The 24333-nt window shown below is 71.8% G+C and carries 25 protein-coding genes, 1 tRNA gene and 1 rRNA gene; 1 reads left to right on the top strand and 26 read right to left on the bottom strand.

The annotated features are described in order from the left end of the window. Nucleotides 1–101: 101 nt before the first annotated feature. The 23 genes from C3V38_RS13085 to C3V38_RS12970 form a co-directional block, all read right to left on the bottom strand. Entirely contained in the window at nucleotides 102–1241 is a 1140-nt protein-coding gene (locus C3V38_RS13085; RefSeq protein ID WP_106386492.1) for a hypothetical protein, read from the bottom strand. Nucleotides 1242–1396: 155 nt separating this feature from the next. After that, entirely contained in the window at nucleotides 1397–3028 is a 1632-nt protein-coding gene (locus tag C3V38_RS13075) for a polyamine aminopropyltransferase (protein ID WP_371412122.1), read from the bottom strand. Then, nucleotides 3021–3473, bottom strand: a complete 453-nt coding sequence (locus C3V38_RS13070; protein ID WP_061228832.1) for a DUF350 domain-containing protein — start codon at nucleotides 3471–3473, stop codon at nucleotides 3021–3023. The genes C3V38_RS13075 and C3V38_RS13070 overlap by 8 nt, the downstream gene beginning before the upstream one ends. A 43-nt stretch (nucleotides 3474–3516) precedes the next feature. Further along, nucleotides 3517–3936 carry a DUF4247 domain-containing protein gene (locus C3V38_RS17645; protein ID WP_070720161.1) on the bottom strand — a complete coding sequence of 140 codons (420 nt, stop codon included), beginning with the start codon at nucleotides 3934–3936 and terminating at the stop codon, nucleotides 3517–3519. A gap of 122 nt (nucleotides 3937–4058) precedes the next feature. Beyond that, nucleotides 4059–4508 (bottom strand): DUF2617 family protein, encoded by a 450-nt coding sequence (locus tag C3V38_RS13060; protein WP_165001119.1) that lies wholly within the window; start codon nucleotides 4506–4508, stop codon nucleotides 4059–4061. After that, the gene (locus C3V38_RS13055) at nucleotides 4505–5131 is read right to left on the bottom strand and encodes a DUF4178 domain-containing protein (RefSeq protein WP_061228835.1); all 627 of its coding nucleotides are present in this window, start codon (nucleotides 5129–5131) and stop codon (nucleotides 4505–4507) included. Before C3V38_RS13055 ends, C3V38_RS13060 begins: the two co-directional genes overlap by 4 nt. 185 nt (nucleotides 5132–5316) lie before the next feature. Then, nucleotides 5317–5390, bottom strand: a tRNA-Pro gene (locus C3V38_RS13050). 73 nt (nucleotides 5391–5463) lie between these two features. Beyond that, nucleotides 5464–6930 (bottom strand): ribosome biogenesis GTPase Der, encoded by a 1467-nt coding sequence (gene der / locus C3V38_RS13045; RefSeq protein ID WP_371412121.1) that lies wholly within the window; start codon nucleotides 6928–6930, stop codon nucleotides 5464–5466. Continuing rightward, nucleotides 6927–7679 (bottom strand): (d)CMP kinase, encoded by a 753-nt coding sequence (gene cmk, locus C3V38_RS13040; RefSeq protein ID WP_174705784.1) that lies wholly within the window; start codon nucleotides 7677–7679, stop codon nucleotides 6927–6929. Before cmk ends, der begins: the two co-directional genes overlap by 4 nt. Then, a complete protein-coding gene (locus C3V38_RS13035) occupies nucleotides 7676–8434 on the bottom strand; it encodes a pseudouridine synthase (protein WP_106385962.1) in 759 nt (252 codons plus the stop codon). Before C3V38_RS13035 ends, cmk begins: the two co-directional genes overlap by 4 nt. A gap of 7 nt (nucleotides 8435–8441) precedes the next feature. Continuing rightward, nucleotides 8442–9170, bottom strand: coding sequence for an SMC-Scp complex subunit ScpB (gene scpB, locus C3V38_RS13030; RefSeq protein ID WP_106385961.1), 729 nt, complete (start codon nucleotides 9168–9170; stop codon nucleotides 8442–8444). After that, nucleotides 9161–10015: a ScpA family protein gene (locus tag C3V38_RS13025; protein ID WP_106385960.1), complete on the bottom strand. Its 855-nt coding sequence runs from the start codon at nucleotides 10013–10015 to the stop codon at nucleotides 9161–9163. The genes scpB and C3V38_RS13025 overlap by 10 nt, the downstream gene beginning before the upstream one ends. Before the next feature lie 7 nt (nucleotides 10016–10022). Next, on the bottom strand, nucleotides 10023–10898 hold the full coding sequence (locus C3V38_RS13020; RefSeq protein WP_007629053.1) for a ParA family protein: 876 nt from the start codon (nucleotides 10896–10898) through the stop codon (nucleotides 10023–10025). Between the two features lie 92 nt (nucleotides 10899–10990). Next, on the bottom strand, nucleotides 10991–11941 hold the full coding sequence (locus C3V38_RS13015) for a site-specific tyrosine recombinase XerD (RefSeq protein WP_106385959.1): 951 nt from the start codon (nucleotides 11939–11941) through the stop codon (nucleotides 10991–10993). Between the two features lie 17 nt (nucleotides 11942–11958). Continuing rightward, nucleotides 11959–12528, bottom strand: a complete 570-nt coding sequence (locus tag C3V38_RS13010) for an NUDIX hydrolase (protein ID WP_061228838.1) — start codon at nucleotides 12526–12528, stop codon at nucleotides 11959–11961. A 6-nt stretch (nucleotides 12529–12534) separates the two neighbouring features. Then, nucleotides 12535–14364: a CTP synthase gene (locus tag C3V38_RS13005; protein WP_061228839.1), complete on the bottom strand. Its 1830-nt coding sequence runs from the start codon at nucleotides 14362–14364 to the stop codon at nucleotides 12535–12537. Nucleotides 14365–14428: 64 nt separating this feature from the next. Then, a complete protein-coding gene (locus tag C3V38_RS13000) occupies nucleotides 14429–15346 on the bottom strand; it encodes a copper transporter (protein WP_061228855.1) in 918 nt (305 codons plus the stop codon). Nucleotides 15347–15351: 5 nt separating this feature from the next. Next, complete coding sequence (gene steA / locus C3V38_RS12995) at nucleotides 15352–16524, bottom strand: putative cytokinetic ring protein SteA (RefSeq protein ID WP_106386489.1); 1173 nt, start codon at nucleotides 16522–16524, stop codon at nucleotides 15352–15354. 59 nt (nucleotides 16525–16583) lie between these two features. Continuing rightward, the gene (recN, locus tag C3V38_RS12990; RefSeq protein WP_106385958.1) at nucleotides 16584–18344 is read right to left on the bottom strand and encodes a DNA repair protein RecN; all 1761 of its coding nucleotides are present in this window, start codon (nucleotides 18342–18344) and stop codon (nucleotides 16584–16586) included. A gap of 9 nt (nucleotides 18345–18353) precedes the next feature. Beyond that, nucleotides 18354–19283, bottom strand: a complete 930-nt coding sequence (locus tag C3V38_RS12985) for an NAD kinase (RefSeq protein WP_106385957.1) — start codon at nucleotides 19281–19283, stop codon at nucleotides 18354–18356. Next, nucleotides 19280–20101, bottom strand: coding sequence for a TlyA family RNA methyltransferase (locus C3V38_RS12980; RefSeq protein WP_061228842.1), 822 nt, complete (start codon nucleotides 20099–20101; stop codon nucleotides 19280–19282). Before C3V38_RS12980 ends, C3V38_RS12985 begins: the two co-directional genes overlap by 4 nt. Then, the gene (locus tag C3V38_RS12975) at nucleotides 20101–20313 is read right to left on the bottom strand and encodes a hypothetical protein (protein WP_106385956.1); all 213 of its coding nucleotides are present in this window, start codon (nucleotides 20311–20313) and stop codon (nucleotides 20101–20103) included. The genes C3V38_RS12980 and C3V38_RS12975 overlap by 1 nt, the downstream gene beginning before the upstream one ends. 10 nt (nucleotides 20314–20323) lie before the next feature. After that, the gene (locus tag C3V38_RS12970) at nucleotides 20324–20788 is read right to left on the bottom strand and encodes a hypothetical protein (protein ID WP_254425955.1); all 465 of its coding nucleotides are present in this window, start codon (nucleotides 20786–20788) and stop codon (nucleotides 20324–20326) included. Between C3V38_RS12970 and C3V38_RS12965 the strand changes: the two genes are divergently transcribed. Continuing rightward, on the top strand, nucleotides 20787–21929 hold the full coding sequence (locus C3V38_RS12965) for an IS630 family transposase (protein WP_061917901.1): 1143 nt from the start codon (nucleotides 20787–20789) through the stop codon (nucleotides 21927–21929). The two genes, C3V38_RS12970 and C3V38_RS12965, sit on opposite strands and share 2 nt — an antisense overlap. Before the next feature lie 27 nt (nucleotides 21930–21956). Here C3V38_RS12965 and C3V38_RS12960 read toward each other — a convergent pair whose 3' ends face one another. The 3 genes from C3V38_RS12960 to rrf all read right to left on the bottom strand — a co-directional run bounded on the left by C3V38_RS12960 (nucleotide 21957) and on the right by rrf (nucleotide 24311). Continuing rightward, nucleotides 21957–22955 carry an HAD-IIA family hydrolase gene (locus tag C3V38_RS12960; RefSeq protein WP_106385955.1) on the bottom strand — a complete coding sequence of 333 codons (999 nt, stop codon included), beginning with the start codon at nucleotides 22953–22955 and terminating at the stop codon, nucleotides 21957–21959. A gap of 5 nt (nucleotides 22956–22960) precedes the next feature. Beyond that, nucleotides 22961–23683 carry a hypothetical protein gene (locus C3V38_RS18350; protein WP_311201265.1) on the bottom strand — a complete coding sequence of 241 codons (723 nt, stop codon included), beginning with the start codon at nucleotides 23681–23683 and terminating at the stop codon, nucleotides 22961–22963. A gap of 511 nt (nucleotides 23684–24194) precedes the next feature. Beyond that, a 5S ribosomal RNA gene (gene rrf, locus C3V38_RS12950) occupies nucleotides 24195–24311 on the bottom strand. Between the last annotated feature and the right edge of the window lie 22 nt (nucleotides 24312–24333).

Here is a 24333-nt window from a genome sequence, read left to right as displayed (position 1 = left end):
TTGGCCAGTCCCACGCGTGGAGTCCTTCCCGGTCACGAACAGTTGCCCCCACCGTACGCAGGGCCCGGCACCGTCGGGGCCGCGGCCCGCCGGTCGCCGCATCAGCGATCGGGGTCGATCTGCCCCCGTAGTCGGCGCATGGCCTCGGTCGAGAGCATCCGGTCCCCCGCGCGCGCCGCGAGGTGCTCGGCCGCGAGGTCGGCGGGCGTCGGGCGGTGGGCTGCGGTCGGGGGCCGGACGCCGTTGTCGCGGGCGATTCCGGCGAGCCTCTCCGCCTCGGCCACCGCGGTCTCGGCGCGGGTCTCCACCGACTCGACGAGCTCACGGAACGCGACCGCGCGATCGACCACCTCGGCCCACACTCCGTCGATGGAGGCGCCGAGTCCGGTCAGCGTGGTGAAGCCGTCGCGAGCCGGAGGCACACCCGCCGAGGCGGAGGCCTCGCGCAGTCGGCACAGATCACCCGCGAGTCCCACGACCTCGGTCTCGGCGTCGAACTGCAGGCGGATCTCCTCCACCGCGCGTCCGCCCCGGCCGTACGCCCGTTGTAGCCGGTCGTAGAGCCCGCCCACCTCCATCAACATCGCGGTGTACATCTCCGGGATCCGGCGACGGTCCGCGCGGATCCGTGGCAGCGACGGTAGCGACGCGACTGCGTTCTGCACGCGCTGCGGCAGCACCACCCGGCCCATCTCGCGCTGGCCGTAGGCCGCGGCGACCGTGCCCAGTTCGCCGAGCGTTCGGGGCACCAGGGGCACCGGCGCCATGGTCGGCGTCGAGGCCAGCGCGTCGAAGAGCCGCCCGCGGTCGTCCGTGTCCAGATGCACACCGCGGCGGCGGTCGGCCCGGATGTCCTTGACCCGGAACGCCCACACCCCGGTCCCCCGGATGAAGCCAGTGCGCATCACCAGATACCTGCGGTCGAGATCGGCCAGGCGGGTTCGGAGGGCCATCCGCAACATCGACGGCGCGGGGCTGTCGATCGTTCTCCTCAGATCGTGTCGCTGCTCCTCGATGATGCGCACCTGGTGGAAACCACCGACCGTGGGGAACGGGAGGTTGCGGTGGAGCCGGGCCAGCACCACATCGTAGATCCGCGGTTCGACGAGGCCGCAGGCGACGAGCAGCGCCGCCCGATCGGACAACTCGGCGACCGGTGGTCGGCCCTCGCCGCGGCACAGGCGGTCGACATCGGACACGATCCGGTCCCGTGCGGTCTGTGGCCCGCGCTCATCCGCCATGTACCCCTCCTCGTCCGTGTCCATTCCGTCGCCCCGCCTTCTTCGGGGTACAACGGTCGGGCCGCGCCCCGTGTTCCCCCGCGGGCCGCGCCCCGTGTTCCCCCGCGGGCCGCGCCCCGTGTTCCCCCGCGGGCCGCGCACCGGCGCCGCGTCGGTCACCGTTCATAGCCCAGCCGGGCGTCGTCGAGGATCCGTGGCCGGTCGAGTGTGGAGGGCTCGAGCCGCAGCGGCGCCACGTGGCGCCCGAAGCGGCCGGCGGCCTCGAGGGTTCCGGGGTTGAGGAACCTCAGTCCACCGACGTCGGGGCGTAGCCGGAGATCCGGGGCGTCACCGTCGGCCGAGGCCAGGACGAAGCCCCAGTCCCCGAACGTCGGGACATGGACGTGATATGGGGTCGTCCCCCACCCGGCCGAGCCCACCGTGGCCACCGTCCTCCAGAACTGCCGCGGCGTGGAGAACGGGCTCCCCGACTGGACGACCATCAGACCGTTCTCGCCGGTCACCCCGCGTACGAGTCCGTAGAACTCCTCGGAGTACAGGCGGGACAGGGCGGCGTTGCGCGGGTCGGGCAGATCCACGAGCACCGCCCCGAAACCGCCCGGCGGCACCGCCCCGTCGCCGCCCCGGCGCAGCCACGCGAAGGCGTCGTCCACCACGACCTCCACCCGCGGGTCGTCGAGAGACCCCCGGTTGTCCGGGAGCAGTTCGGTGCGGGCGATATCCAGAACGGCCGGGTCGAGCTCCACCTGGACCACCCGCCGGACCCCGGGCACGGCCAGGAGGTCCCGGGCCGCCAGACCGTCGCCGCCCCCGAGCACCAGGACGTCGCCGGGCCGGTTCGCCACGGCGGGCTGGACCAACGCCTCGGTGTACCGGTACTCGTCGAGGCTCGAGTACTGGAGGGTGCCGTCGAGGTACAGTCGGCGGTCGGTACGCCCGTTGTAACGCGCCCTGGTGACGACGATCTCCTGGTACGCGGACTGGGTGTGGGAGAGCACCGGGTCCGGGTAGAGCTTGGCCCTCGACCACTCGGTGACGCCGTCGAGAGCGACGACCAGCGTGCCCAGCAGGGCCGCGACCAGTGTCAGCGACAGCGCCGCGACGACGGTCTGCGCCCGGGACAGCAGGCCCCGTAACGCGAGCGTGAGCAACACCGCCGCGGCGGCGACGTTGACCAACCCCGTGATGGCGGCGGCCTGCTGCATCCCTAACGACGGCAGGAGCAGGAACGGCCACAGCAGTCCCCCGACGAGCGCGCCCAGGTAGTCGGCGGCGTTGAGATCGGCCAGCACCCGACCGGCTTCGGCCGACCCGGTCCGCCGACCGGTCTGCAGCAGGGACATGAGCAGCGGGACCTCTGCGCCCACCAGCATCCCGATCGCGGCGGTGGCCACCACGAGCGTGACCATAGATGCCGCGTCCGACCCGAGGGTCGTGAACGTCACGTAGAGGGCTGTCGCCGATACTCCTCCGACGAGCCCCAGCGTCGCCTCGACGCCGATGAAACTCGACGCCGGGCGGTCGACGAACGGCTTGGCCAGCAGCGCGCCGAGACCGAGGGCCGCGACGTACCCGGCCACCACGAGACTCGTGGCGACGATCCCGCCGCCCTGGACGGTGGTCGCGAGCGTGAGGAGAGCGAGTTCGTAGATCAGCCCGCAGGCGGCGCACGCGGCGACGGAGGCCAGGACGATCGGGCGCCACCAGCGGCCCGCACGCGGCGCGGGACGTCCGGCGGGCTCGGCCCCGGTCCGCACGGGGTCCGCCGTGCGGACCTCGTCAGGCAATGGCGGCCGCGTTGACGGCGGCGACGGCGAGCAGCGTGGCGGCGACGGCGAGCACGGTGGTGCTGAACCGTGGGGCGCTGACGAGGTCGCGGAATCGACCGGGGACCAGCAGTTCCAGGATCACCAGCGTGACGGCCTGGAAGATCACCCCGAGCAGGCCGTAGACGGCGACGTCGATCAGCCCCAGCACGAGAGAGTCCGACGCGTTCGTCATCACCGTGACGACGATGATCGCGAGGGAGATCGCCGAGGCCGCGAACAGCGCGGCCGCGTTGGGACGGTGGTCGACGAACACGTGGTGTCGCAGGCTTCCGGGCGTGAGCAGATCGAGCATGACGAACCCGAGCGTGAGGACCAGGGCGCCGACGCCGAAGTAGGCCAGCGACACCCCGATCCCGTCCAACAGTTCGGGTACGTGGTCGGCGGGTCCGGCGGCGAATGTCACCGTGTCTCCTCGGGTTTCGGGTAGTGAGAGGGCGTCTCGCGGGTCACTTCGCGCCGACCCCGCCGGAGCTTCCTCCGGCGGACCGGGCGGGGCTGCCGGGTCCGAAGGCTCCACCGAGGAAGATGAATCCCCCGGAGCGGAGCGTGCGGGAGTTCTCATCGAGCTGGACGCGACACGGGAGATCGCCGGACCGGCCGACGACGATCATGTCGTCCCCGTACCTCAGGTACCGGGTGTCCTCGTTCAGCTGGTCGGCGTCCGGCCGCTCGTGGTCGCGGATGTCCCTCGCCGTGGCGTCGCGGTCGCCCCGACACTCGTAGGTCTGGGAGGCGCCCGCCACCGGGGAGTAGTTCTCCCGGACGTAGCGCACCGCGTTCTGACCGGTCCCCACGAGGACGAGTCCCAGCAGGACCGCGCACAGTCCGGCGGCCAGCGCGATGATCCAGCCGCGGTACGCCTTCACTAAGCCACCTCCGCCGGCGCGCCGAGCCCGGCGACCCGGAGTCGGGACGAGGTGGCGACGACGTCGCCACCTCCGCGCCCGGCGGGGTCGTCCGCCGGGTAGAGATGCCAGGTGTCCCACGATCAGCCCGCGTCGTCGGGAGTCGGGGCCACCACCGTGAGCGCCCCCTCTGCACCGGGGAACCGTCCCGCGAGAACGGCGGGATCGGCCGCGGCGAGCGCGGTCAGACGATTTACCAGCTCCACGAAGGGACCAGCGGGCAGGGTCTCGGTGGCCCCGCGAAGGTGGTGGGCGCCCCACGGGCCGGGGCAGGACACCTCGGCCGGCAACGGTGCACCCCCGGCGGCCGTCGCCCGGCAGGACACCTCCTCGGTCATCGCGTCGCGACCGTCGATCACGAGCGTCACCGCGTGCGACGCACCGAGGATGGACAGGCGTAGAGCGATGTCGTGCGTCGGGTGCGCCAGAACGGTCGAGACGAGGGCGTCCCGCTCGGGTGTGACGCCGATCCGGTAGCCGAGTGCCGCGGCCGCCACGTCACTCGGCTCCGCGACGAGATCGTGCACGGTCACCGCCTGTAGTCCGGGTCGCCGGCCGCCGGCGGCGCCGGGTAGACCGTCAGCTCGCCCCGGGACACCGGGCGGCCGGATGAGACCTCCCAGCCGGCGCCGTCCCAGTTCTCGAACGACAGCAGCGAGCTACCGTCCCCCGTGCGCATGTCCTGATACCGCATCCGTCCGCGCTCGGGCAGACCTGTGGTCCCCTCGCACGAGTACTCCGCCTCGCCCGACTCCTCGAGACGGTGCACACGATCGTCGACGATCACCTCGGACCCGGGGCTGACGCCGAGGCCCTTGCGGGTGGTCCACCAGGTCAGCTCCAGGGTCCCCTCGTCCTCCTCCACACCGAGCCACTGCGCACCGTCCCCGCCCTCGAGCAGGTGCTCCCACCAGACGTACGGGCCCTGGCGCAGGGTGATCGATCCACGCACCACGTAGTCGACACCGCCGTAGGCGACGATCGCACCGGGGCCGAGCTCACGCGGTCCGAATCCGTGAATCGGCTGGTCGGCGGCCAGCGGGTCGCGGCGGGGCGCGGCCGTGGCAGGCCTCGTCCCGCCCCGGGCCTTGACGATGATCCCGATGATCGCGACCACCGCGACCACCAACCCCACTATGACGAGTAGCTCTCCCACCGCGCATCCACTCCCGGATCGATGATCGACGGTCGACCCGGGCCGCCGCTTCGTGACCAGGAAAGGCTAACCCACCCGGCTCCGTGCGAGGCGCCCGGTTCACGCGAGGCGAGTCCATCTCCCCGAAATGGACTCAGGGCCGGCTCCCCGCTCGGGAAACCGACCCTGATCTCGTCCACTCTGTGTCGGGCTGACAGGATTTGAACCTGCGACCCCTTGACCCCCAGTCAAGTGCGCTACCAAGCTGCGCCACAGCCCGTCACCGTCTCCGCGGCTCGCGCGGCGACTGGATCAGACTAGCGCACCCACTCGCCCGTACCGAAATCGCCTGGTCACTTGCGCTGTCGACGCTCCTTGACGCGGACGTTGACCCGCACCGGGGACCCGTCGAAACCGAACGTCTCACGCAGTCGACGCTCGAGGAACCGGCGGTAGCCGGCCTCGAGGAATCCCGTGGAGAAGAACACGAATGTCGGCGGCCGGGTGGTGGCCTGCGTGCAGAACCGGATGCGTGGCAGACGCCCGCCGCGCATGGGGGGCGGCGTCGCCGCGACGACCTCGTTCATCCAGGTGTTGAGCGGCCCGGTGGGGATCCGCTTGTCCCACGAGTCGAGCGCGGTCTCCATCGCCGGCACCAGCTTCGCCAGCGCACGGCCCGTCTTGGCGGAGATGTTGACACGGTGCGCCCAGGAGAGGACCCGTGACAGCTCGCGGTCGATCTCCTTGTCCAGGTCGTAGCGGCGGTCCTCGTCGACGAGATCCCACTTGTTGAACGCGATCACCAGTGCGCGCCCGGCGTCGGCGACCATGGAGATCACCCGCAGGTCCTGCTCGGTGATGGGCTCGGAGGCGTCGAGGAGCAGCACCACGACCTCGGCGGCCTCGATCGCACCGCGGGTGCGCAGCGAGGCGTAGTACTCGTGCCCGTAGGCCTGGTTGACCTTGCGCCGCAGCCCGGCCGTGTCGACGAACCGCCACGTGCGGCCCCCGAGCTCGACCAGCGAGTCGACGGGGTCGACCGTGGTGCCGGCGACGTTGTCGACCACGGCGCGGTCGTCGCCCGTGAGCTTGTTGAGCAGGCTCGACTTGCCCACGTTGGGCTTGCCCACCAGGGCCACCCGGCGCGGCACGTCGGCCGCCTCGCGCATCCTCGCCTTGGAGGGCAGCTGCCTCAGGATCTCGTCGAGCAGGTCGGCGGTGCCGCGCCCGTGTGCCGCGGAGATGGCGTAGGGCTGGTCGAGGCCGAGTCCCCAGAACTCGGCGGCCTCCAACTCGGCCTTGTCGCTGTCGACCTTGTTGACGGCGAGGATCACCGGGGTGTCGGAGCGGCGCAGACTCCTGGCCACCGTCTCGTCGGCCGCGGTGATCCCCACGGTGCCGTCACAGACCAGCACGATGAGGTCGGCGGTCCCCATGGCGATCTCGGCCTGCTGGGCGATCGAGCGGTGCATGCCCTTGGCGTCCTGCTCCCAGCCGCCGGTGTCCTGGACCATGAAGGTCCGGCCGTTCCACAGCGCCTCGTAGGAGACGCGGTCGCGCGTGACGCCCGGGACGTCCTCGACCACGGCCTCGCGGCGGCCGATGATCCGGTTGACCAGGGTGGACTTGCCGACGTTGGGGCGGCCGACGATCGCGACGGTGGGGAGGATCTCCACGCCTTCGGTCACCGCCCCGATCTCGTCGGCGAACTCCGCGGCGACCGCGTCCCAGTCTGTGTCGTCGTTCCAGGCGTCCTCGACGGTCTCCTCGCCGGGGCCGGTCGGCAGGTCGAAGTCGGTGGTGTCCTCGTTGCTCGTCACTGTGCGTTCCCTTCTGCGGTGGCGCCGTGCGACGCGTGGGTGCCCTCGGCGAGCGCGACCAACCGGTCGAGCACCTCGTCGAGGGTGAGGTCGGAGGTGTCGATGACGACCGCGTCGGCGGCCGGCCGCAGCGGGCTCGCGGCGCGCGTGGAGTCCTTGCGGTCGCGCTCGATGACGGCGGCGAGCACCTCGTCGTAGTCGGCCGCGCGTCCGGCGGCCCGGTCCTGGTCGGTACGGCGGCGCGCGCGGACCTCCGGGCTGGCGGTGAGGTAGATCTTCACCTCGGCGTCCGGCAGGACGACGGTGCCGATGTCCCGGCCCTCGAGGACGACCGTGCCGCCGTCGGACGCCAGGCGCCGTTGGAGCCGGACGAGGTTCTCACGCACCTCCGGCACGGCCGACACCGCGGAGACGGCCGCGGTGACGCGGGCGGTGCGGATCTCCTCGCTCACGTCCTCGCCGCGGAGCAGGACGCACTCGGCGCCGGCGTCGGTGCCGATCTCCAGGGGGAGATCCGCGGTCGCGGCGATGACGGCGGCGGAGTCCTCGGCGTCGATCCCGGCGCGCAGGACCTGCAGGGTGGCGACCCGGTACATGGCGCCGGTGTCGAGGTAGGCACCGCCGAGCCGGCGCGCCAGCGTCCGGGCGAGCGTGGACTTACCGGTACCGGCCGGCCCGTCGATGGCGATCCGGCGACGCGATGCGGGCGCGGGCCCCGTCGCGGAGGCGGAGGTGGGGACGGCGCTCACAGGCCCACCGCCTCGTAGAGGCCGGAGACCTCGTTGCGGTTGAGTTTGCGGAACGTGCCCGCGCGCTGGTCGCCGAGCGCGACCGAACCGAAGCGGGTCCGGACCAGTGACTCGACGGGGTGGCCGACCTCGGCGAGCAGTCGACGGACGATGTGCTTGCGTCCCTCGTGGAGCACGACCTTGACCAGCGACCGCCCTTCGTGGACGTCGAGGAGCGAGAACTGGTCGACCTTCGCCGGGCCGTCCTCGAGTTCGACGCCCTCGCGCAGCTGCTTGCCGATCCCCTTGCCGACCACGCCGGTGACGGTCGCCATGTACGTCTTGGACACCTCGTACGACGGGTGCATGAGGCGGTGCGCCAGCTCCCCGTCGTTGGTCACCAGGAGCAGCCCCTCGGTGTCGGCGTCGAGGCGGCCGACGTGGAACAGTCGCTGCCCGGCGTCGATGCGGTCGGCGACGAGGTCGCCCACGCAGGGCCGACCCATCTCGTCGGACATGGTCGTGTGGTACCCGCGGGGCTTGTTGAGCGCGAGGTGCACGAGGGTGTCATCGAGCACGATGCGGGTGCCGTCGACGCGGATCACGGAGGTGGCGGGATCCACCTTGACACCCATCTCGCGCACGATCCTCCCGTCGACCTCCACCCGTCCGCGGGCGATGAGTTCCTCGGAGGCCCTGCGGGAGGCGACCCCGGCCTGGGCCAGGATCTTCTGCAGGCGGACCGGTGCGCCGTCTCGGCCAGCGGATTCAGTCATGGGTGAGTCACATCTCTTCGTCGTCGTCTCGGGGGGTGTGTTCGGGCGCCGCCGCGCGGCGTCGCCCCAGGGGGATCCGCGGATCCTCCGCGGGGTCGTCGCTCATCTCGTCGACCAGGTCGACATCCGGTAGCAGCGGAGCGATGTCCGGCAGCTCGTCGAGCGACGCGAGACCCAATCTTTCCAGAAATAGCTCTGTCGTCCTATACAGCATGCCCCCGGTGTCGGCGTCGGTGCCGCATTCGACCGCCAGTCCGCGCGCCACGAGGGTCCGCATGACGCCGTCGACGTTGACGCCGCGGACCGCCGCGATGCGGGAGCGGGTCACCGGCTGACGGTAGGCGATCACCGCGAGGGTCTCCAACGCGGCGCGGGTCAGGCGTGAGCTCGTCCCGTCCGTGAGGAGCCGCTCGACGTACGGCGCCAACTCGCGACGCGTGTAGAGCCGCCAGCCGTCGCCGGTGCGCCTCAGGTCGATCCCGCTGCCCGCCGCGATGAGCTCCTCGCGCCACGCCCGCAACTCCGACTCGACCTCCGCGACCGTGGACCCGGCGGCCGCCGCCAGCGCGTTCTCCGCCGTCGGCTGGTCCACCACCAGCAACAGGGCCTCGAGCCGCGCCCGCAGGGGCGGGACGTCCGTTGCGGGGACACCGGGCTCGTCGTCGTCGCCCCCCGGCCCCACCGCGCCCATCTGACCCACGTCGCCGGGAGCGCCCGCGTCACCACTCACGTCCACTGGTCCCTCCCCCTCGTCACCTCGTCGGCCTCGCCGCCGGTCCAACTCACCAACAACTCCCCCAGCGCCTCGTCCTGGGCGAGCGCTACCGCGCGCGCCCGGTACAACTCCAACAGGGCGAGGAACCTCGCGACGACGACGAGGGAATCGTCACAGCCAGAGACCAGGTCGCGGAAATCCACCCACCGGCCCTCGCCGTGGAACCGCAGCAGCTCGAGGACACGGGCGGCCTGCTCGGGAACCGAGACCACGGGGGCGTGGACATGCCCCACCCCCACCTCCTCCACCGGCCGCGGCCGGAACGCCACCGCGGCGATCGTGGCGAACTGCTCCGGATCCACCCCGAGCTCGACCTCGGGCAGCAGTCCGAGGAACTCCTCGTCCGGTCCGGCGGTCCGGGGATACGAGTGCCGCGCGGTCCGGTCGAGCTCGGCGAACAGCTCCGCCACCCGCCTGAACGCCCGGAACTGCAGCAGCCGCGCGAACAGCAGGTCGCGGGCCTGGAGCAGGTCCAGGTCCTCGGGGTCCTGGACCTCCCCCGACGGCACCAGCCGCGCGGTTTTGAGGTCCAACAGCGTCGCCGCCACCACGAGGAACTCGGTGACCTCCTCCAGCCCCGCCTCCTCGCCAAGCCGGCGCGTGTGGGCGATGAACTCGTCGGTCACGGCGTGAAGCGCGACCTCGGTGACGTCCAGTCGGCGCGAGTCGATGAGACCCAGCAGCAGGTCGAACGGGCCCGTGAAGTTCGTGAGGTGGACGGTGAACGCCCGCGGGTCCCCGGCCTCGGCGGCGGCGGTGTCCCCGGCGCCGTCCCGCTCGGGAGATGGCGCCCCCACCCCGGTCACCGCGCGCTCACCTGCCGCGTTGGATGACCTCGCGCGCCAGGGCACGGTAGGCCTGGGCCCCCGCGGACCTCGGGGCCCACGTGGTGATCGGCTCCCCGGCGACGGTGGTCTCCGGGAAGCGGACCGTGCGGGTCACGAGCGTGTCGAAGACCTTGTCGCCGAACACCTCGACCACCCGGCCCAGGACGTCGCGGGCGTGGACCGTGCGCCGGTCGAACATGGTGATGAGGATCCCGGTCAGGTGCAGACGCGGGTTGATCCGGTCGCGGACCTTGTCGATCGTGTCCGTGAGCAGCGCGAGGCCGCGCAGGGAGAAGTACTCGCACTCCATGGGGATGAGTACCCCGTCCGAGCAGGCGAGCGCGTTCACGGTGAGCAGGCCCAGGGACGGCTGGCAGTCGATCAGCACGTAGTCGTAGCGGTCGAGAACCGGGTACAGCGCCCGGCCCAGAGCCTGCTCGCGCCCCACCTCGTTGACCAGCTGGATCTCCGCGGCCGACAGGTCGATGTTCGCGGGGATGAGGTCCACGCCCTCGACGCGCGTCCGGACCAGGACCTCCTCGGTGGACACGGAGTTGTCCACGAGCAGGTTGTAGACGGTCAGGTCGAGCTGGTGGTGCGGGATGCCCAGGCCGGCTGACAGCGCGCCCTGCGGGTCGAGGTCCACCACGAGCACGCGACGCCCGTACTCGGCCAACGCGGCGGCGAGGTTGATGGTGCTGGTGGTCTTCCCGACGCCGCCCTTCTGATTGCACATCGACACGACCACCGCGGGCCCGTGGCTGGTCAGAGGCTCGGGCTCGGGGATCGCGGAGAAGCCCTCACCGGCGGCGGGGTCATCCGCGCCCAGCAGCTCCGCGCGCGAGAACAACGCGGGATCCATCGCCCCAGTGCCCTGCGTCACCCGCGTCTCCTCTCGTCACCGTCTCACCCGGGCCCGCCTGTCTCGCGGCCCGCGCCGTACCCACGGTCACGTTACCGTGCGCGGGGGTGGCACTCGGCCCAGACCTCACGGAGCGTGTCGACCGTGACGAGGGTGTACACCTGCGTGGTGGTGACCGAGGCGTGTCCCAGCAGCTCCTGCACCACGCGGATGTCCGCTCCACCGTCGAGCAGGTGGGTGGCGAACGAGTGCCGGAACGAGTGCGGGGACACCTCCTGCGTCACGCCCGCGCGTGCCGCGGCCGCCGAGACCACGTTCCACAGGGTCTGCCGAGTGATCCGCCCGCCGCGCGTGTTGAGGAACAACGCTGGTCCGCCGCGCTTAGCCAGTGCGGGCCGGGCGCGCGTGAGGTAGGCGCCCACCGCCTCGCACGCCGGGCGCCCCACGGGGACGAGGCGTTCCTTGCCGCCCTTGCCCCGCAGGATCACCGTCCCGCCGTCGGGGTGGTCGAGGCCGTCGAGGTCGTCGACGTCCAGGCCGATCAGCTCAGCGGCCCGGGCCCCGGTCGCGTAGAGCAGTTCGAGCATCGCCCGGTCCCGCAATCGCCCCGGATCGGTGTCGACTCCCGTGTCGCCCGCCGCCTCGATCACGGCGATCATCCGGTCGACGGGCAGCGCCTTGGGTAGCCGACGCGGCGGGCGCGGCGGGGTGACCGCCGCCGCCACGTCGGAGTCGGTCACGCCGTCGCGAGTGGCGAACCGGTGCAGTCCGCGGACCGCCGCGAGGGTCCGCGCGACCGAGCTCGGGGCCAACGCGGGACGGTCTTCGTCCGGGTCACCGGTGGCCAGCCGGGCGCGGAAGTCCTCGACGTGCGTCTCCGTGACCGCGGTGAGGTCGTCGACGCCCACCGCGGCGAGGTGGCGGCTGTACCTGTCCAGGTCGCGACGGTAGGCGGCGAGGGTGTGGGCCGACGCGCCCTTCTCGACGGCGAGGTGGTCCAGATACTCACGAATCCGGGCGGTCGCCCCGCCCCCGGAGGTCATCGACGATGCCCGCCGCGTCAGGGCCGGTCGATCACCGCGCGGGCCGCGAGGATGCCGGCCACCGCGATGCCGTTGACGATCCGTCCGTCGAGGACGGAGTCGACGGCCTCCGCGAACGGGATGCTCGCGACCTCCATGTCCGCCTCCTCGTGTTCGGCCTCAGGGCGCCCGACCTCGCGCAGACCCGTGGCCAGGTACACGTGCACGCGCTCGGTGCAGAACCCCGGCGAGGGGATCATCTCGATGACCGGCCGCCAGTGCTCGGCCTCGAGCCCGGTCTCCTCGACGAGCTCGCGGCGCGCGGTCCCCAGGGGGTCCTCACCCTCGACGTCGCACAGGCCGGCGGGAAGCTCCCAGAGTCGCTCCCCCACCGCGTGACGGTACTGCCGCACCAGCGTGATGCGCTGCTCGTCGTCCAGCGCCACCACCGCGACCGCGTCGTCGTGGCCGCAGACCTCCCGCTCGGCGGTGCCCCCGCCCGGCATGGTCAGGGTGTCGACACGGAGGCGCACCACCCGACCGTCGAAGATCTCCCGGCTGGAGACGGTCCGGTAGTCGTGGGACCCGGGGGCACCGCTGTCGGTCATCTGCGCTCAGTTCCCGTCCGCGGAGGCGCCGGCGGCCGACTCGGAGTCGACCTCGTCGGCGCGGACCGTCGAGGTCTTGGCGTCCGGGGCGTCGACGACGCCGGCGGAGTTCTCCCCCGCCTGACCGGAGCGCCACGGCTCGACAGGCAGCCGCATCTCGTTCTCGTAGTCCAGGGCCGCCTTGATGAAGGCCACGAACAGCGGGTGCGGCCGGGTCGGACGCGACTTGTACTCCGGGTGCGCCTGGGTGGCCACGAAGAACGGATGCTGCTCGCGCGGGTACTCGACGAACTCCACCAGGTGGCCGTCCGGGGAGGTGCCGGAGAACTGCAGACCGGACTCGGCGATCGTGTCGCGGTAGGCGTTGTTGACCTCGTAGCGGTGCCGGTGGCGCTCGGTGATCTCGGTGGTCCCGTACGCCTCGGCGACGATCGACCCCTTGGCGAGGACGGCCGGGTAGGACCCCAGGCGCATCGTCCCGCCGAGGTCGGCGTTGCCGGCGACCGCGTCGACCTGGTCGGCCATGGTCGAGATCACCGGGTGCGCGCCGTCGGGCTCGAACTCGCTGGAGGAGGCGCCCTCGAGGCCGACCGAGCGGGCCGCCTCGATGACCGAGCACTGCAGTCCGAGGCACAGCCCGAGCAGCGGGATCTTGTTCTTGCGCGACCAGGAGATCGCCCCGAGCTTGCCCTCGATGCCGCGGATGCCGAAGCCACCCGGGATGAGCATGCCGTCGACGCCGTGCAGCGCCTCGCGGGCGCCGGCCTCGGTCGTGCAGGCGTCCGACTCGACCCACCGGATGTTGACCCGCGCGTGGTGGGCGAAGCCGCCCGCCCGCAGGGCCTCGGTCACGGACAGGTAGGCGTCGGGCAGGTCGATGTACTTGCCGACGAGGGCGATCTCGACCTCCTCGCGCGGCTCGTGCACGCGCGTGAGCAGGTCGCCCCACACGGTCCAGTCGACGTCACGGAACGGCAGGTTGAGGCGGCGGATGACGTGGGTGTCGAGGTGCTCGTTGAACAGCACCTTGGGGATGTCGTAGATGCTCGGCGCGTCCGGCGTGGACACGACGCCCTCGAGGTCGACGTCGCACATGAGCGCGATCTTGGCCTTGAGGCCGTCCGGCACGTTCCGGTCCGAGCGCAGGATCAGCCCGTCGGGCACGATGCCGATCGACCGCAGCGCGGCGACGGAGTGCTGGGTCGGCTTGGTCTTGAGCTCGCCCGAGGGCGCCAGGTACGGCACGAGGGAGACGTGGAGGAAGAAGATGTTCTCCCGGCCGACCTCGTGGCGGACCTGTCGGCAGGCCTCGAGGAAGGGCTGCGACTCGATGTCTCCGACGGTGCCACCGACCTCGGTGATCACCACGTCGGGACGGCGACCCTGATCATCAGGGTCCCCCATCGCGATGATGCGTTCCTTGATGGCGTCGGTGATGTGCGGGATCACCTGGACGGTGTCGCCGAGGTACTCGCCGCGCCGCTCCTTGGCGATGACCGCCGAGTAGACCTGGCCGGTGGTGACGTTGGCCTTGGCGTTGAGGTCGCGGTCGAGGAACCGCTCGTAGTGGCCGAGGTCGAGATCGGCCTCCGCGCCGTCCTCGGTGACGAACACCTCACCGTGCTGGAAGGGGTTCATCGTGCCCGGGTCGACGTTGATGTACGGGTCGAGCTTCTGCATGGTGACGCGGAGTCCGCGGGCGGTGAGCAGCTGCCCGAGGCTCGAGGCGGTCAGCCCCTTGCCCAGCGACGACGCCACGCCGCCGGTGACGAAGATGTGCTTGGTCGCGGACCGCGATGCGGCTCGATTCAGTGCCAAGGGGACTCCCGTGTCCATACGCCGGAATGGATGAATGCTGGTGCGGCTCCGGTGCACCCCACGGGGCTTCAGGCTATCACCGCTACGGCGTCGGGGGGAGCGGCGGCGCCGCGGCCGACGCATCCGGCGCGAGACCGTAGTGACCCTGCTCACGGGCGAGTTGTTCGGCTAGCGCTAACGCCGTCGCCAGCCGGCCGGCGTCCGTTCCCGCGTCGTCGACGGTCGAGACGTCCTCCTCGCCGGAGGATCGCAGCACGCCCACCGCGTCGTGGCCGGCGCCCTCTCCGAGGCGGGCGGAGACCACGGTCCCCGCACCCTCACGGTCGAGCGTCCGGGCCAGGGCGGCCACGCGGACGGCGGTCGACTCCTGCTCCTGCGGGCCGGTGACGACGAGCGCCAGCTGACCGGGCCGGAGAGTGCCGGGTTCGAAGTCGATGACGTCCGCGTCCGCGAGGGTGGTGAGCACGGTCGCCCGGTCCTCGTCCCCCAGATGCGGCTCGGCGTCCTCGGCGCGCAGCAGCCCCGCGCGGCCGAGCGCGGTGCCGAGCTGGGTGCCCAGGTCGGCGTCGGCGGCCGGGGCGGTGCCGATCGGCAGGTTGGCCACGAGTGCCTGCAGCTCCGAGTCGGCGGCCGGGTCCACGGCCTTGTCGGTGAGGGTCACGCGGCCGGCGTCGATGCCGCCCGCCGCGGCGATGACGTCACCCGCCGCCGTGACGTCCTCCTCGGCCGCACCGGGTGCCACGACGATGAGGACCGGCCGACCGTCGAGCCGACCGTCCAGGACGGCCGGCGTCAGGTCCGCCGCCAGGCCGTCCAGCCGGTCGACCGCCCTGCGCTCGGCGGCGAGGTCGTCCTGCGCCGCCTCGAGCCGCGCCGCCGTGGTCTCCTCGCGGTCGACGACCGCGTCCCGGATCGACGTCGCGACGGACGTGGACCCGAGGACGACCCCCACCGCGAGGGCGAGGAAAACGGCCACCAACGTCAGGACATGGCGGCGCATCGAGATCAACGGACGAGCCCCTGGACCCACAGCGCGAAGGAGTTCCAGGTCTCGATGGCCCAGAGCAGGAGGTCCTGGGCGGCGTCGCGGGCCACCACGACGGCGGCGACAGCGACCAGGGCGGCGAGCACGATCAGCGCGAGGCCGATCCCCGAACCGCGGGAGCGGTAGAGGGTGGCGCAGGCGTGGGCGTGCACGAGTCGCGAGGAGACGGTCGTGTCGACCATGGTCGACGACGGCGCGGAGGCCGGGCGGAAAACGTTCTCCAGGCCCCGGTCGTCCCCGGTGACCACGATCATCTCCGCCCCGCCGTGGTAGGCCAGCAGGAGCGCCATGTCCCGCGCCGTCGCGGCGGCCGGGAACGTCGTGGCGCCGACCCCGAGCTCGGTGATCTTCTCCAGCCCCTCGGCCCGGCCGTCACGATCCGCCGGCACGACGAGGACGGCACCGTCGGTGAGGACCTCGTCGGAGACCTCGGTGGGGGTGGCGACGACGACGTCGGCCGCCAACCGGGCCGAGCGCAGCAGCTCGGCGCCCCCGTCAACGCCCACGAGGAGCGGGCGGTACTCCCGGATGAACGGCTTGAGCTCGGCCAGCTGGGCACGCGAGGACGCGTCGCCCGTGACCACCACGACGTGACGGTCGGTGAACTCGACATCGATCTCGGGCAGCCCCTCGCCGTCGAGCAGGAGTGGATGCTCGAGGCTGAGGAACTCGGTCGCGTTGGCCAGGTGCGCCAGCGCCGACTCGACGTAGTTCTTCTCCGCGCTGTCGACCTCGGCGAGCAGGGTCGCGGAGTCGACCTCGCGGCCACCGGCGAGTTCGTCCTCGGACTTGACGGAGTAGATGACCCCGTCGTCGATGCGGACCCGGGTCCCGTCGGTGACATCGGCCAGGTCGGCGTCCTCGATGACGGGCACCGTCGAGGCGGCCAGGGTGCGGAAGGCCGCCCGGGGCAGCATCTCCTCACCCGCGGCGGGGACGTGCACCACGGCCGCCACCTCCGCCTCGACGAGTGCGTGGGCCGTCTCCGCCGTGGTGCGGTTGAGGTCGAGGACGGCGACGTCCTTGGCACCGAGCCTCTTCGGTACCGGAGTCCCCGGCTCGATCCGGCGCACGGTGCCCACGACACCGGCGAGGTCCTGGGAGCGACGATTGAGCAGACCCGACATCTTCATGCGCACGAGTATCACGCGTGTGATTCGAGTGACGAGGGAGGTCACCCCGGCGTGTCGCCTTAACGGTCGACCTCAGCTTGAGACTTTTCGTACTGGGCCTTCTCCAGCAGCTCGCGGGCGTGGGCGAGCCCGGTATCGGTGTCCTCGAGTCCCGCGAGCATCCGTGCCAGTTCGGTCACCCGATCGGCGTCCGCGACCGCCGTGACCCCGGAGACGACGACACCGGAGCTCCCGGAGTCGGCGCCCGCGGGATCGGCGTCCTTGTGCACGACCAGGTGGGTGTCGGCGTAGGCGGCGACCTGCGCGAGGTGGGTGACGGCGATGACCTGATGCGTCCGCGCCAGGCGGGCCAGTCGCTTGCCGATGCTCAGCGCGGCCCGGCCTCCGACGCCGGCGTCGACCTCGTCGAACACCAGGGTGCCCCCGCCCGAGCGCTCTGCCAGGACCACCTCGAGCGCGAGCATCACCCTCGACAGCTCGCCGCCGGACGCGCCCTTGCCGAGCGGCACCAACCCGGAGGGCCCGTCGAGCGCCAGTTCGACGTCGTCGAGCCCGCTCTCGGTGGCGCCGTCGAGCCCGTCCCCCGACGGGGTGACGCGGACGGCGAGGCGGGCGCCACCCATCGACAGCTCGGCGAGTTCGGCCGTCACCCGGGCGGCGAGGTCTTCCCCCGCCGCGCGTCGGACGGCGGTCAGCGCGGCGCCGCGTTCACACAGTTCCGCCGCGAGTCGCTCCACGGTGGCTCGCAGCTCGGCGACGGCGGTGTCGGAGGTGTCGACCTCCCCCAGTCGGGTCCGGGCTCTGGCGGCCCAGGCGATGACGTCGTCGACGTCCGTGCCGTACTTGCGCGTCAACGCGCGGAGATCGTGGCGTCTCTCCAGCGCCGAATCGAGGTCGGCGGCGTCGACGGGCAGCTCGGCGAGGTACAGGCCGAGCTCGGTGGCAGCGTCCCCGAGTGCGGCGACGGCCTGTCCGATGCTCGTGGCGATTGGCTCGAGCGCGGGGTCGCCGGCGCCGGCCAGCCGCTGCCGCAGCTGGTCGAGCAGCCCCACCATCGGCTCGGTGGTCTCGCCGTCACCGGTGAGCGCCTCGTGGGCCTGCCCGGCCACCTCGCGCAGTTCCTCGGAATCGGTCAGGCGGCGGATGAGGGCGTCGAGTTCGGCCTCCTCGCCCGGTTGTGGGTCGAGGGTGTCGATCTCCTCGAGCCCCATGCGCAGCAGGTCGGCCTCGCGGGCGAGCTCGCGGGCCCTACCGGTGCGCTCGGCCAGTGAGCGTTCGGCCTCGCGCCACCGCCTGTAGGTCTCGCGATACGCCTCGAGCGCGGCGCGGGCGTCGTCACCGCCGTGGGCGTCGACGGCGTCGCGCTGCCGGTCCGGGCGCAACAGACGGAGTTGGTCGTTCTGGCCGTGCACGGCGAGGACCGGCGCGCAGAACCGAGCGAGGGTGCCGGCGGGGACGGAACGACCACCGAGCCGGGCGCGGGAGCGCCCGTCCGCGCCGACCCGTCGGGCGGCGATCACGCTGCCGTCCTCGTCGAGGTCGACGTCGGCGTCCTCGAGGAGGTCGTCGAGATCCCGGCGATCGGCGGGGTCCATCGTGGCGGTTGCGGACAGGTCGAAGCGCCCCTCGACGACCGCCTTGTCCGCACCCCGGCGCACGCGGCGGGGGTCGGCGCGTCCCCCGGCCAGCAGTCTCAGACCGGTGACGACCATGGTCTTGCCCGCGCCCGTCTCTCCGGTGAGGACGGACAGCCCTGGCGAGAAGTCGGCGACGGCCTCGTCGATGACGCCGAGGCCGCTGATCCGGAGTTCCGTGAGCACGCACCCACCCTAGGTGAGCGGCCGGACACCCGATCGTCCGCGCCACCCGGTCACCGGCAACTCGAACTTGGTGACCAGGCGATCGGTGAACGGCGAGTCGTCGAGCCGCACCCACTTGACCGGGCGTCGACCGCGGACCACTTCGACGCGGCTACCGGGCGGTGCGTCGACCAGGCGCCGCCCGTCGAGCACGACCACGGCGGGGCCCGAGTGCACTCCGGTCTCCACCGCGACCCTGGAGGTGGGCGCCACGACCATGGGCCGGGCGAAGAGCGCGTGGGCGTTGTTCGGCACGACGAGGATGGCGTCGAGCTCGGGCCAGACGATGGGGCCGCCGGCGGAGAACGCGTATGCGGTGGATCCCGTGGGGGTGGAGACCAACATGCCGTCGCAGCCGTAGTCGCTGACGGGGCGGCCGTCGATCTCGACGGAGGCCTCGAGCACGCCCTGTCGTGCCACCTTCTCGATGCTGACCTCGTTGAGCGCCCAGTCGTGCGCGAGCCGGGTCTCGCCGTTGATGACCGTCGCCTCGACCGTCATCCTCTCCACGACGCGGTAGTCGCGCGCGGCGATCTGCTCCACGACGCCGCTGAGGGAGGAGACCTCGGACTCGGCGAGGAAGCCGATGTGCCCGAGGTTGACCCCCAGGACGGGCACGTCCGCTGCGTGCGCGTACTGGCAGGCGCGCAGGAACGTCCCGTCCCCGCCCAGGACCAGGACGAGTTCGCATCCCTCGGCGGCGGCGGGCGTGTCGGGGACGCACTCGACTCCACCGCCGGTGGCGACCCGGTCCCGGGTGTCCTCGAGAACCCGGACGGCGATGCCCCGCTCCGCGCACGCGTCGACCACCTGCGCGACCGTCGCGACGATGTCCGGTCGGGCGATGTTGGGTTCGAGCAGGATGCGCCGGGGCTGCTCGGATCCGGGGATGTCATTCATCGTGGGCCCTCCTCGACTGCCGTGCGGATCGCGTGTCGCGACTCGTCGGTGAGGTCCGCCGGCTCTCCCGATGCGGACCTGCGCAGGTGCAGGAAATACTCGACGTTGCCGGACGGGCCGGGAAGCGGACTGGCCACGCAGCCCAGGAGTTCGAGCCCCAGTCCCGCGGCCGCGTGGGCGACACCGGTGACGGCCTCGATCCGCAGCTCGGGGTCACGGACGACGCCGCCCTGCCCGACGCGGTCGCGCCCCACCTCGAACTGTGGCTTGACCATCGGGAGGAGATGCCCGCCCGGCCGCGTGCACAGAGCGAGCGCCGGCAGCACGAGCGGCAGGGAGATGAACGACAGGTCGGACACCACGAGATCGACCTCCCCACCGATGTCCCCCGGGGTGAGCGACCGGACGTTGGTCTTGTCGTGGACGCCGACGCGCTCGTCGCTGCGCAGTCGCCACACCAGTTGTCCGTACCCCACGTCGACGGCTTCGACACGGGCTGCGCCCCGGCTCAACAGCACGTCGGTGAAGCCGCCGGTGGAGGCTCCGGCGTCGAGACAGCGCGCCCCGTCGACGGTCACGCCGGCGAAGGTGTCGAGGGCGCCGACCAGCTTGTGGGCGCCGCGGGACGCCCAGTCCGGCTCGTCGGATGCGGTGAGCGCGATCGAGGTGGTGGGTTCGACCTGGGTGGCGGGTTTGGTGGCGGCCACCCCGTTGACGATGACGCGCCCGGAGTCGATGAGGTCCCGCGCCCGTTCGCGACTGTCGCACATCTTGCGACGTACCAGTTCGGCGTCGAGCCGCATGCGTCTGGCCGCCATCAGCGTCGGTTGTCCAGGGCCGTCAGTGCCTGCGCGAGCAGCTCGTGGGCGGCGTCGAGCGCGGCGACCTGGTCGTCGCGGACCGCCACGCCGTCGGCGTCGGTCCCCGGTGCGCCGACCGAGTCGCCGAGCAGGTCCTCGAACGCCGAGCGGAGCTCGTCGATGTCGGGCCCGGTGGGTGCGGGACGTGGATGGGGTCCGGGGGTGGTCACGGGCTACACGCTAGTGGGCATCTCCGTTAGTTCGTCGGGGGTCGGTGATCCAGGCGGTGGGGTCGCCGAGATAGAGGCCGCAGGCGGTGTCGAGGGCTTCTGCGGGAGTGCCTGAGGGCCATCCGTTTGGCAGGGCGGCTTGCTGGTAGTCGTCGTGGCTGGCGCGGTAGATCGCAAAACCCCACTGGCTGGCTGATCCGGCGTAGCGCAGTCGGCAGAGCTTGACTTCGTCCCCGTCGGTCAAGGTGGCATCGATGTAGGCGAATCCGGCCCGGTAGCGGGTGTGCAGGGCCTGGATCTGGGGCCACCGTTCGGCAGCGCGGGCCAGGAGTTTCTGTCGCAGTGAGGTCTGTGTCGAGTCGGGGATCTTGGCCATGGTCTCCATCATCGCCGCCGCCGTTTCTCGCCCTCGACTTTCGGCTTGTTCCGGCGTGGCGGCTTGGCGGGCGCCGCTGGGTGCGTCAGAAATGAACATGCCTCCCACCAGCGCCGTTATCGTCATCCTGTCCGGCAAAGAACGCGACGTGCTGACCCGCCGCGCGCACGCTGCTCGTTGTGCGCACCGCGATGTACTGCGAGCCCGGATCGTCCTGGCGGCCGCTGCCGGTGATGCCAACGCTGCGATCGCCCGCGAGGTCGGGGTGTGCGAAGACACGGTGCGCCAGTGGCGGCATCGGTTCTGCACCGAGCGCCTGGAGGGTCTCAAAGATCGGCCCCGCTCGGGACGACCGCGAGTGTTCACCCCCGTCGAGGTCGCCCAGGTCAAAGCGTTGGCGTGTACGCGCCCGGCTGACCACGGTCTGCCACTGACCAGATGGTCGGCCGCCGAGTTGAGAGCCCACGCCGTGGCCACAGGGCTGGTGCGCCCCGTGGCGTCGGCGACGATCGGGCGCTGGCTGGCCGCAGATGCGATCAAGCCGTGGCAGCACCGGTCGTGGATTTTTCCCCGCGACCCCGACTTCGCCGTCAAGGCCGCCCGGGTGCTGGACCTGTACCACCGGCGCTGGAACGGCGTTGCTCTCGGCGACGATGAGTACGTCATCAGTGCGGACGAAAAATCACAGCTCCAAGCCCTCAAACGCCGTCACGCCGAGACTCCCGCCAGGCCCGGTCAGCCGCGGCGCGTGGAGTTCGAGTACCGCCGCGGTGGGACGTTGGCCTACTTCGCCGCCTACGACGTCCACCAGGCCCGCGTGATGGGGATGACCGCACCCAAGACAGGGATCGCCCCGTTCACCGAACTGGTCGAGCAGGTGATGACCCAAGAGCCATACGCATCCGCGAAGCGAGTGTTCTGGGTCGTCGACAACGGCTCATCCCACGCAGGTCAGGCCTCGAAAGACCGGATGCGTCATGCGTTTCCCAACGCGGTCCTGGTGCACCTTCCGGTGCACGCCTCGTGGCTCAACCAGGTCGAAATCTACTTCTCGATCCTGCAGCGCAAAGCCATCGCCACCGGCGACTTCGCAGACCTCGACGATCTCGCCGCACGCATCCTCGCGTTCCAGGATCGCTACAACCGAAGCGCCGAACCGTTCGGCTGGAAGTACACCCGCGACGACCTCAACCGCCACCTCGACCGCCTCAACAACGACGGCACCCTCCGCGCAGCATGACCCCCGACGAACTAACGGAGATGCCCACTAGCCGACGACGAGTCCCGCATCCGCGAGCCGGGATCGTAGGCCGTTTCCGCTCGCGAACACCTGCGACACGTCGTGACGCCACGCCAGTGCGATCACGGCACGGGCCAGCTCCAACCCGTGCAGATGGCCCGGGACAGAGGAGAGATGCAGCACCCCGGCCTCGACGGTGCCGTCGAGCTCGGCGGACTGCGTCATCCGGGACGCGTCGGCGGGCTCGGCGAGAGCCGACAGGTCGGGCGCGAGATGGGTGGGGCGCCGGTGCGGATCCGCCGACAGCAGGTGGGTCTGGTCGTGGACGCCGGTGAGGACCATCAGCGCGGGCATCCCGGCGGCGACGGCTCCCTCAATGTCCGTGTCGAGTCGGTCGCCTATCACCAGGGGGCGTGTGGACCCGACGCGGTCCGCGGCAGCACGCAGCACGCCAGCCGCGGGCTTCCCGGCGACGACGGGCTCGCGATCCGTGGCGGCCCGCAAGGCAGCGACGAGGGATCCGTTGCCGGGGAGCAGACCCCGTTCGGTCGGAAGGGTCGTGTCGACGTTGGAGGCGATCCAGGGCACGCCTCGGCGGATCGCGAGGCAGCCCTCCGCGAGGTCGGCCCAGGTCAACTCTCGCGACAGGCCCTGCAGCACGGCGTCGGGCCGGTCGTCGGCGGAGAGGACGACATCGTAGCCGCCCTCCCGGGCGAGTTCCCGGAAACTATCGTGACCGACGACAAGGACCCTGGAGCCCGGGTCGACGTGGTCGCCCAGCATGACCACCGCGGCCTGTGCGCTGGTCATGACCTCGCCGGGGCGGGTGGCGAACCCGAGCTCACGGAGGTGGGCGGCGGTGTCCTCCGGGGACCGGCTGGCGTTGTTGGTCACGTACACCACGGGCAGACCCGCCCGCTCGAGTGCGTCGGCGGCGCCGGGGATCGGCTCCGTGCCGCGGATCAGTGTGCCGTCGAGGTCCACGAGGAGTGCATCGTGGGCCTCGGCCAGGGTGGTGACGCTCACCGCGATCAGTCCTCCAGTTCGGCCAGACGAGACGCGGCGCCGGTGACGTCCTCGGCGTCGGCGGAGAGCGCGTGGCGGAACCACTCCGCCGCCTCGTCCCTGCGGTCAGACGCCAACAGCACCTCTGCATAGGCGTAGTCGAGCCGGGCGGCGGACTCGCCGCGGGCGTCGGCGTCGACACCGGCGTCCTGCAGGGTGACGAGTGCGGCGTCGAGCTGGCCCATGTCGACACGGGCTCCCGCCTCGACGATGCGCAGCTCGATCAGCTCGTCGGCGTCGAGCATCCGCGACTCGTCACCGCGGGCGAGTTCGATGGCTCGCTGCGGGCGCTCGAGCCCGCGCTCGCAGTCGGCCATCATCGCGAGCAGACCGGGCCCGCCGGAGATGCGTCGGGCGGCCCGGAGCTCGCTGAGCGCCTCGGACCACTCGCCGGCACGGTAGGCCAGGACGCCGAGGGTTTCGCGGACGACGCCGATGCGGCCTGCGCGGTTCTTGGCAGCGCGGCCGTGCGCTAGGGCGAGCTGCGGGTCGTCGTCGACGAGGTGCATGGCGGCGACCAGGTGCCTGGCGACCGTCTCGGCGTTCGACTTGTCGAGGCTGCGCAGGTCGCGACGGACGTCCGCGTCGAGGTCGGCGGCCTCGATATCGTCGGGCAGGGCTGGCTCATCGGCGCGGGCTGCCTGACGTGCGTCCTGACCGGGGCGGCCTTCGCTCCTGCGGGCGCCCACCGGCCGCTCCCCGCGTCCGGTGCCTCCGCGGGGGCCGCCGCCTCGCCGGTCTCCGCTCGGGGCGCCACCACGGCGCTCACCGCCGGAGGCGCCGGTGCGTCGATCGCCGCCGGAGCGGCTACCGGCGGTGGCCCTCCGGGGACTGCCCGCGGCGCGGGGAGCGCGGTCCCCTCCACGCGGGTCCCGGTCGGAGGACGAGCGCTCGCCGCTGCCACGCCGTTCGCCGGACTGGTTCCGGTCGGGGCGAGGGGTGTCGGAACCGTCGTATCGCTTCCCGCGGCGCTCGCCGTAGGAGCTGTTGTCCCGACGCTGTGCCTGTGCGGCCCGGTCGCCTCGGCGGGGTACGTCGCGGTCGCCGCGTCGGGGCGAGCGGTCTGCGTTCTCGGACCGGGGTTCGTTCACGTCGTTCACCTTACGTGCGCCGGTTGGTCCGGCACGGAGTGGGTAGAAGGGGCACAAATGCGACCAGCGGGAGGAACTGTGAAGTCCCTCCCGCTGGTCATGAAGTTGTGTTCGGCGGTGTCCTACTCTCCCACACCCTCGCGAGTGCAGTACCATCGGCGCTGGCAGGCTTAGCTTCCGGGTTCGGAATGGGACCGGGCGTTTCCCTGCCGCTATGGCCGCCGTAACTCTGCGAAACAAGGCCCACA

Origin of the sequence: Dietzia sp. oral taxon 368 (genome assembly GCF_002999155.1) — a bacterium.
Taxonomy (GTDB): Bacteria; Actinomycetota; Actinomycetes; order Mycobacteriales; family Mycobacteriaceae; genus Dietzia; species Dietzia cinnamea.
Note: the sequence above shows the minus strand (reverse complement) of the source record. Positions and strands in the feature narration are given on the sequence as shown.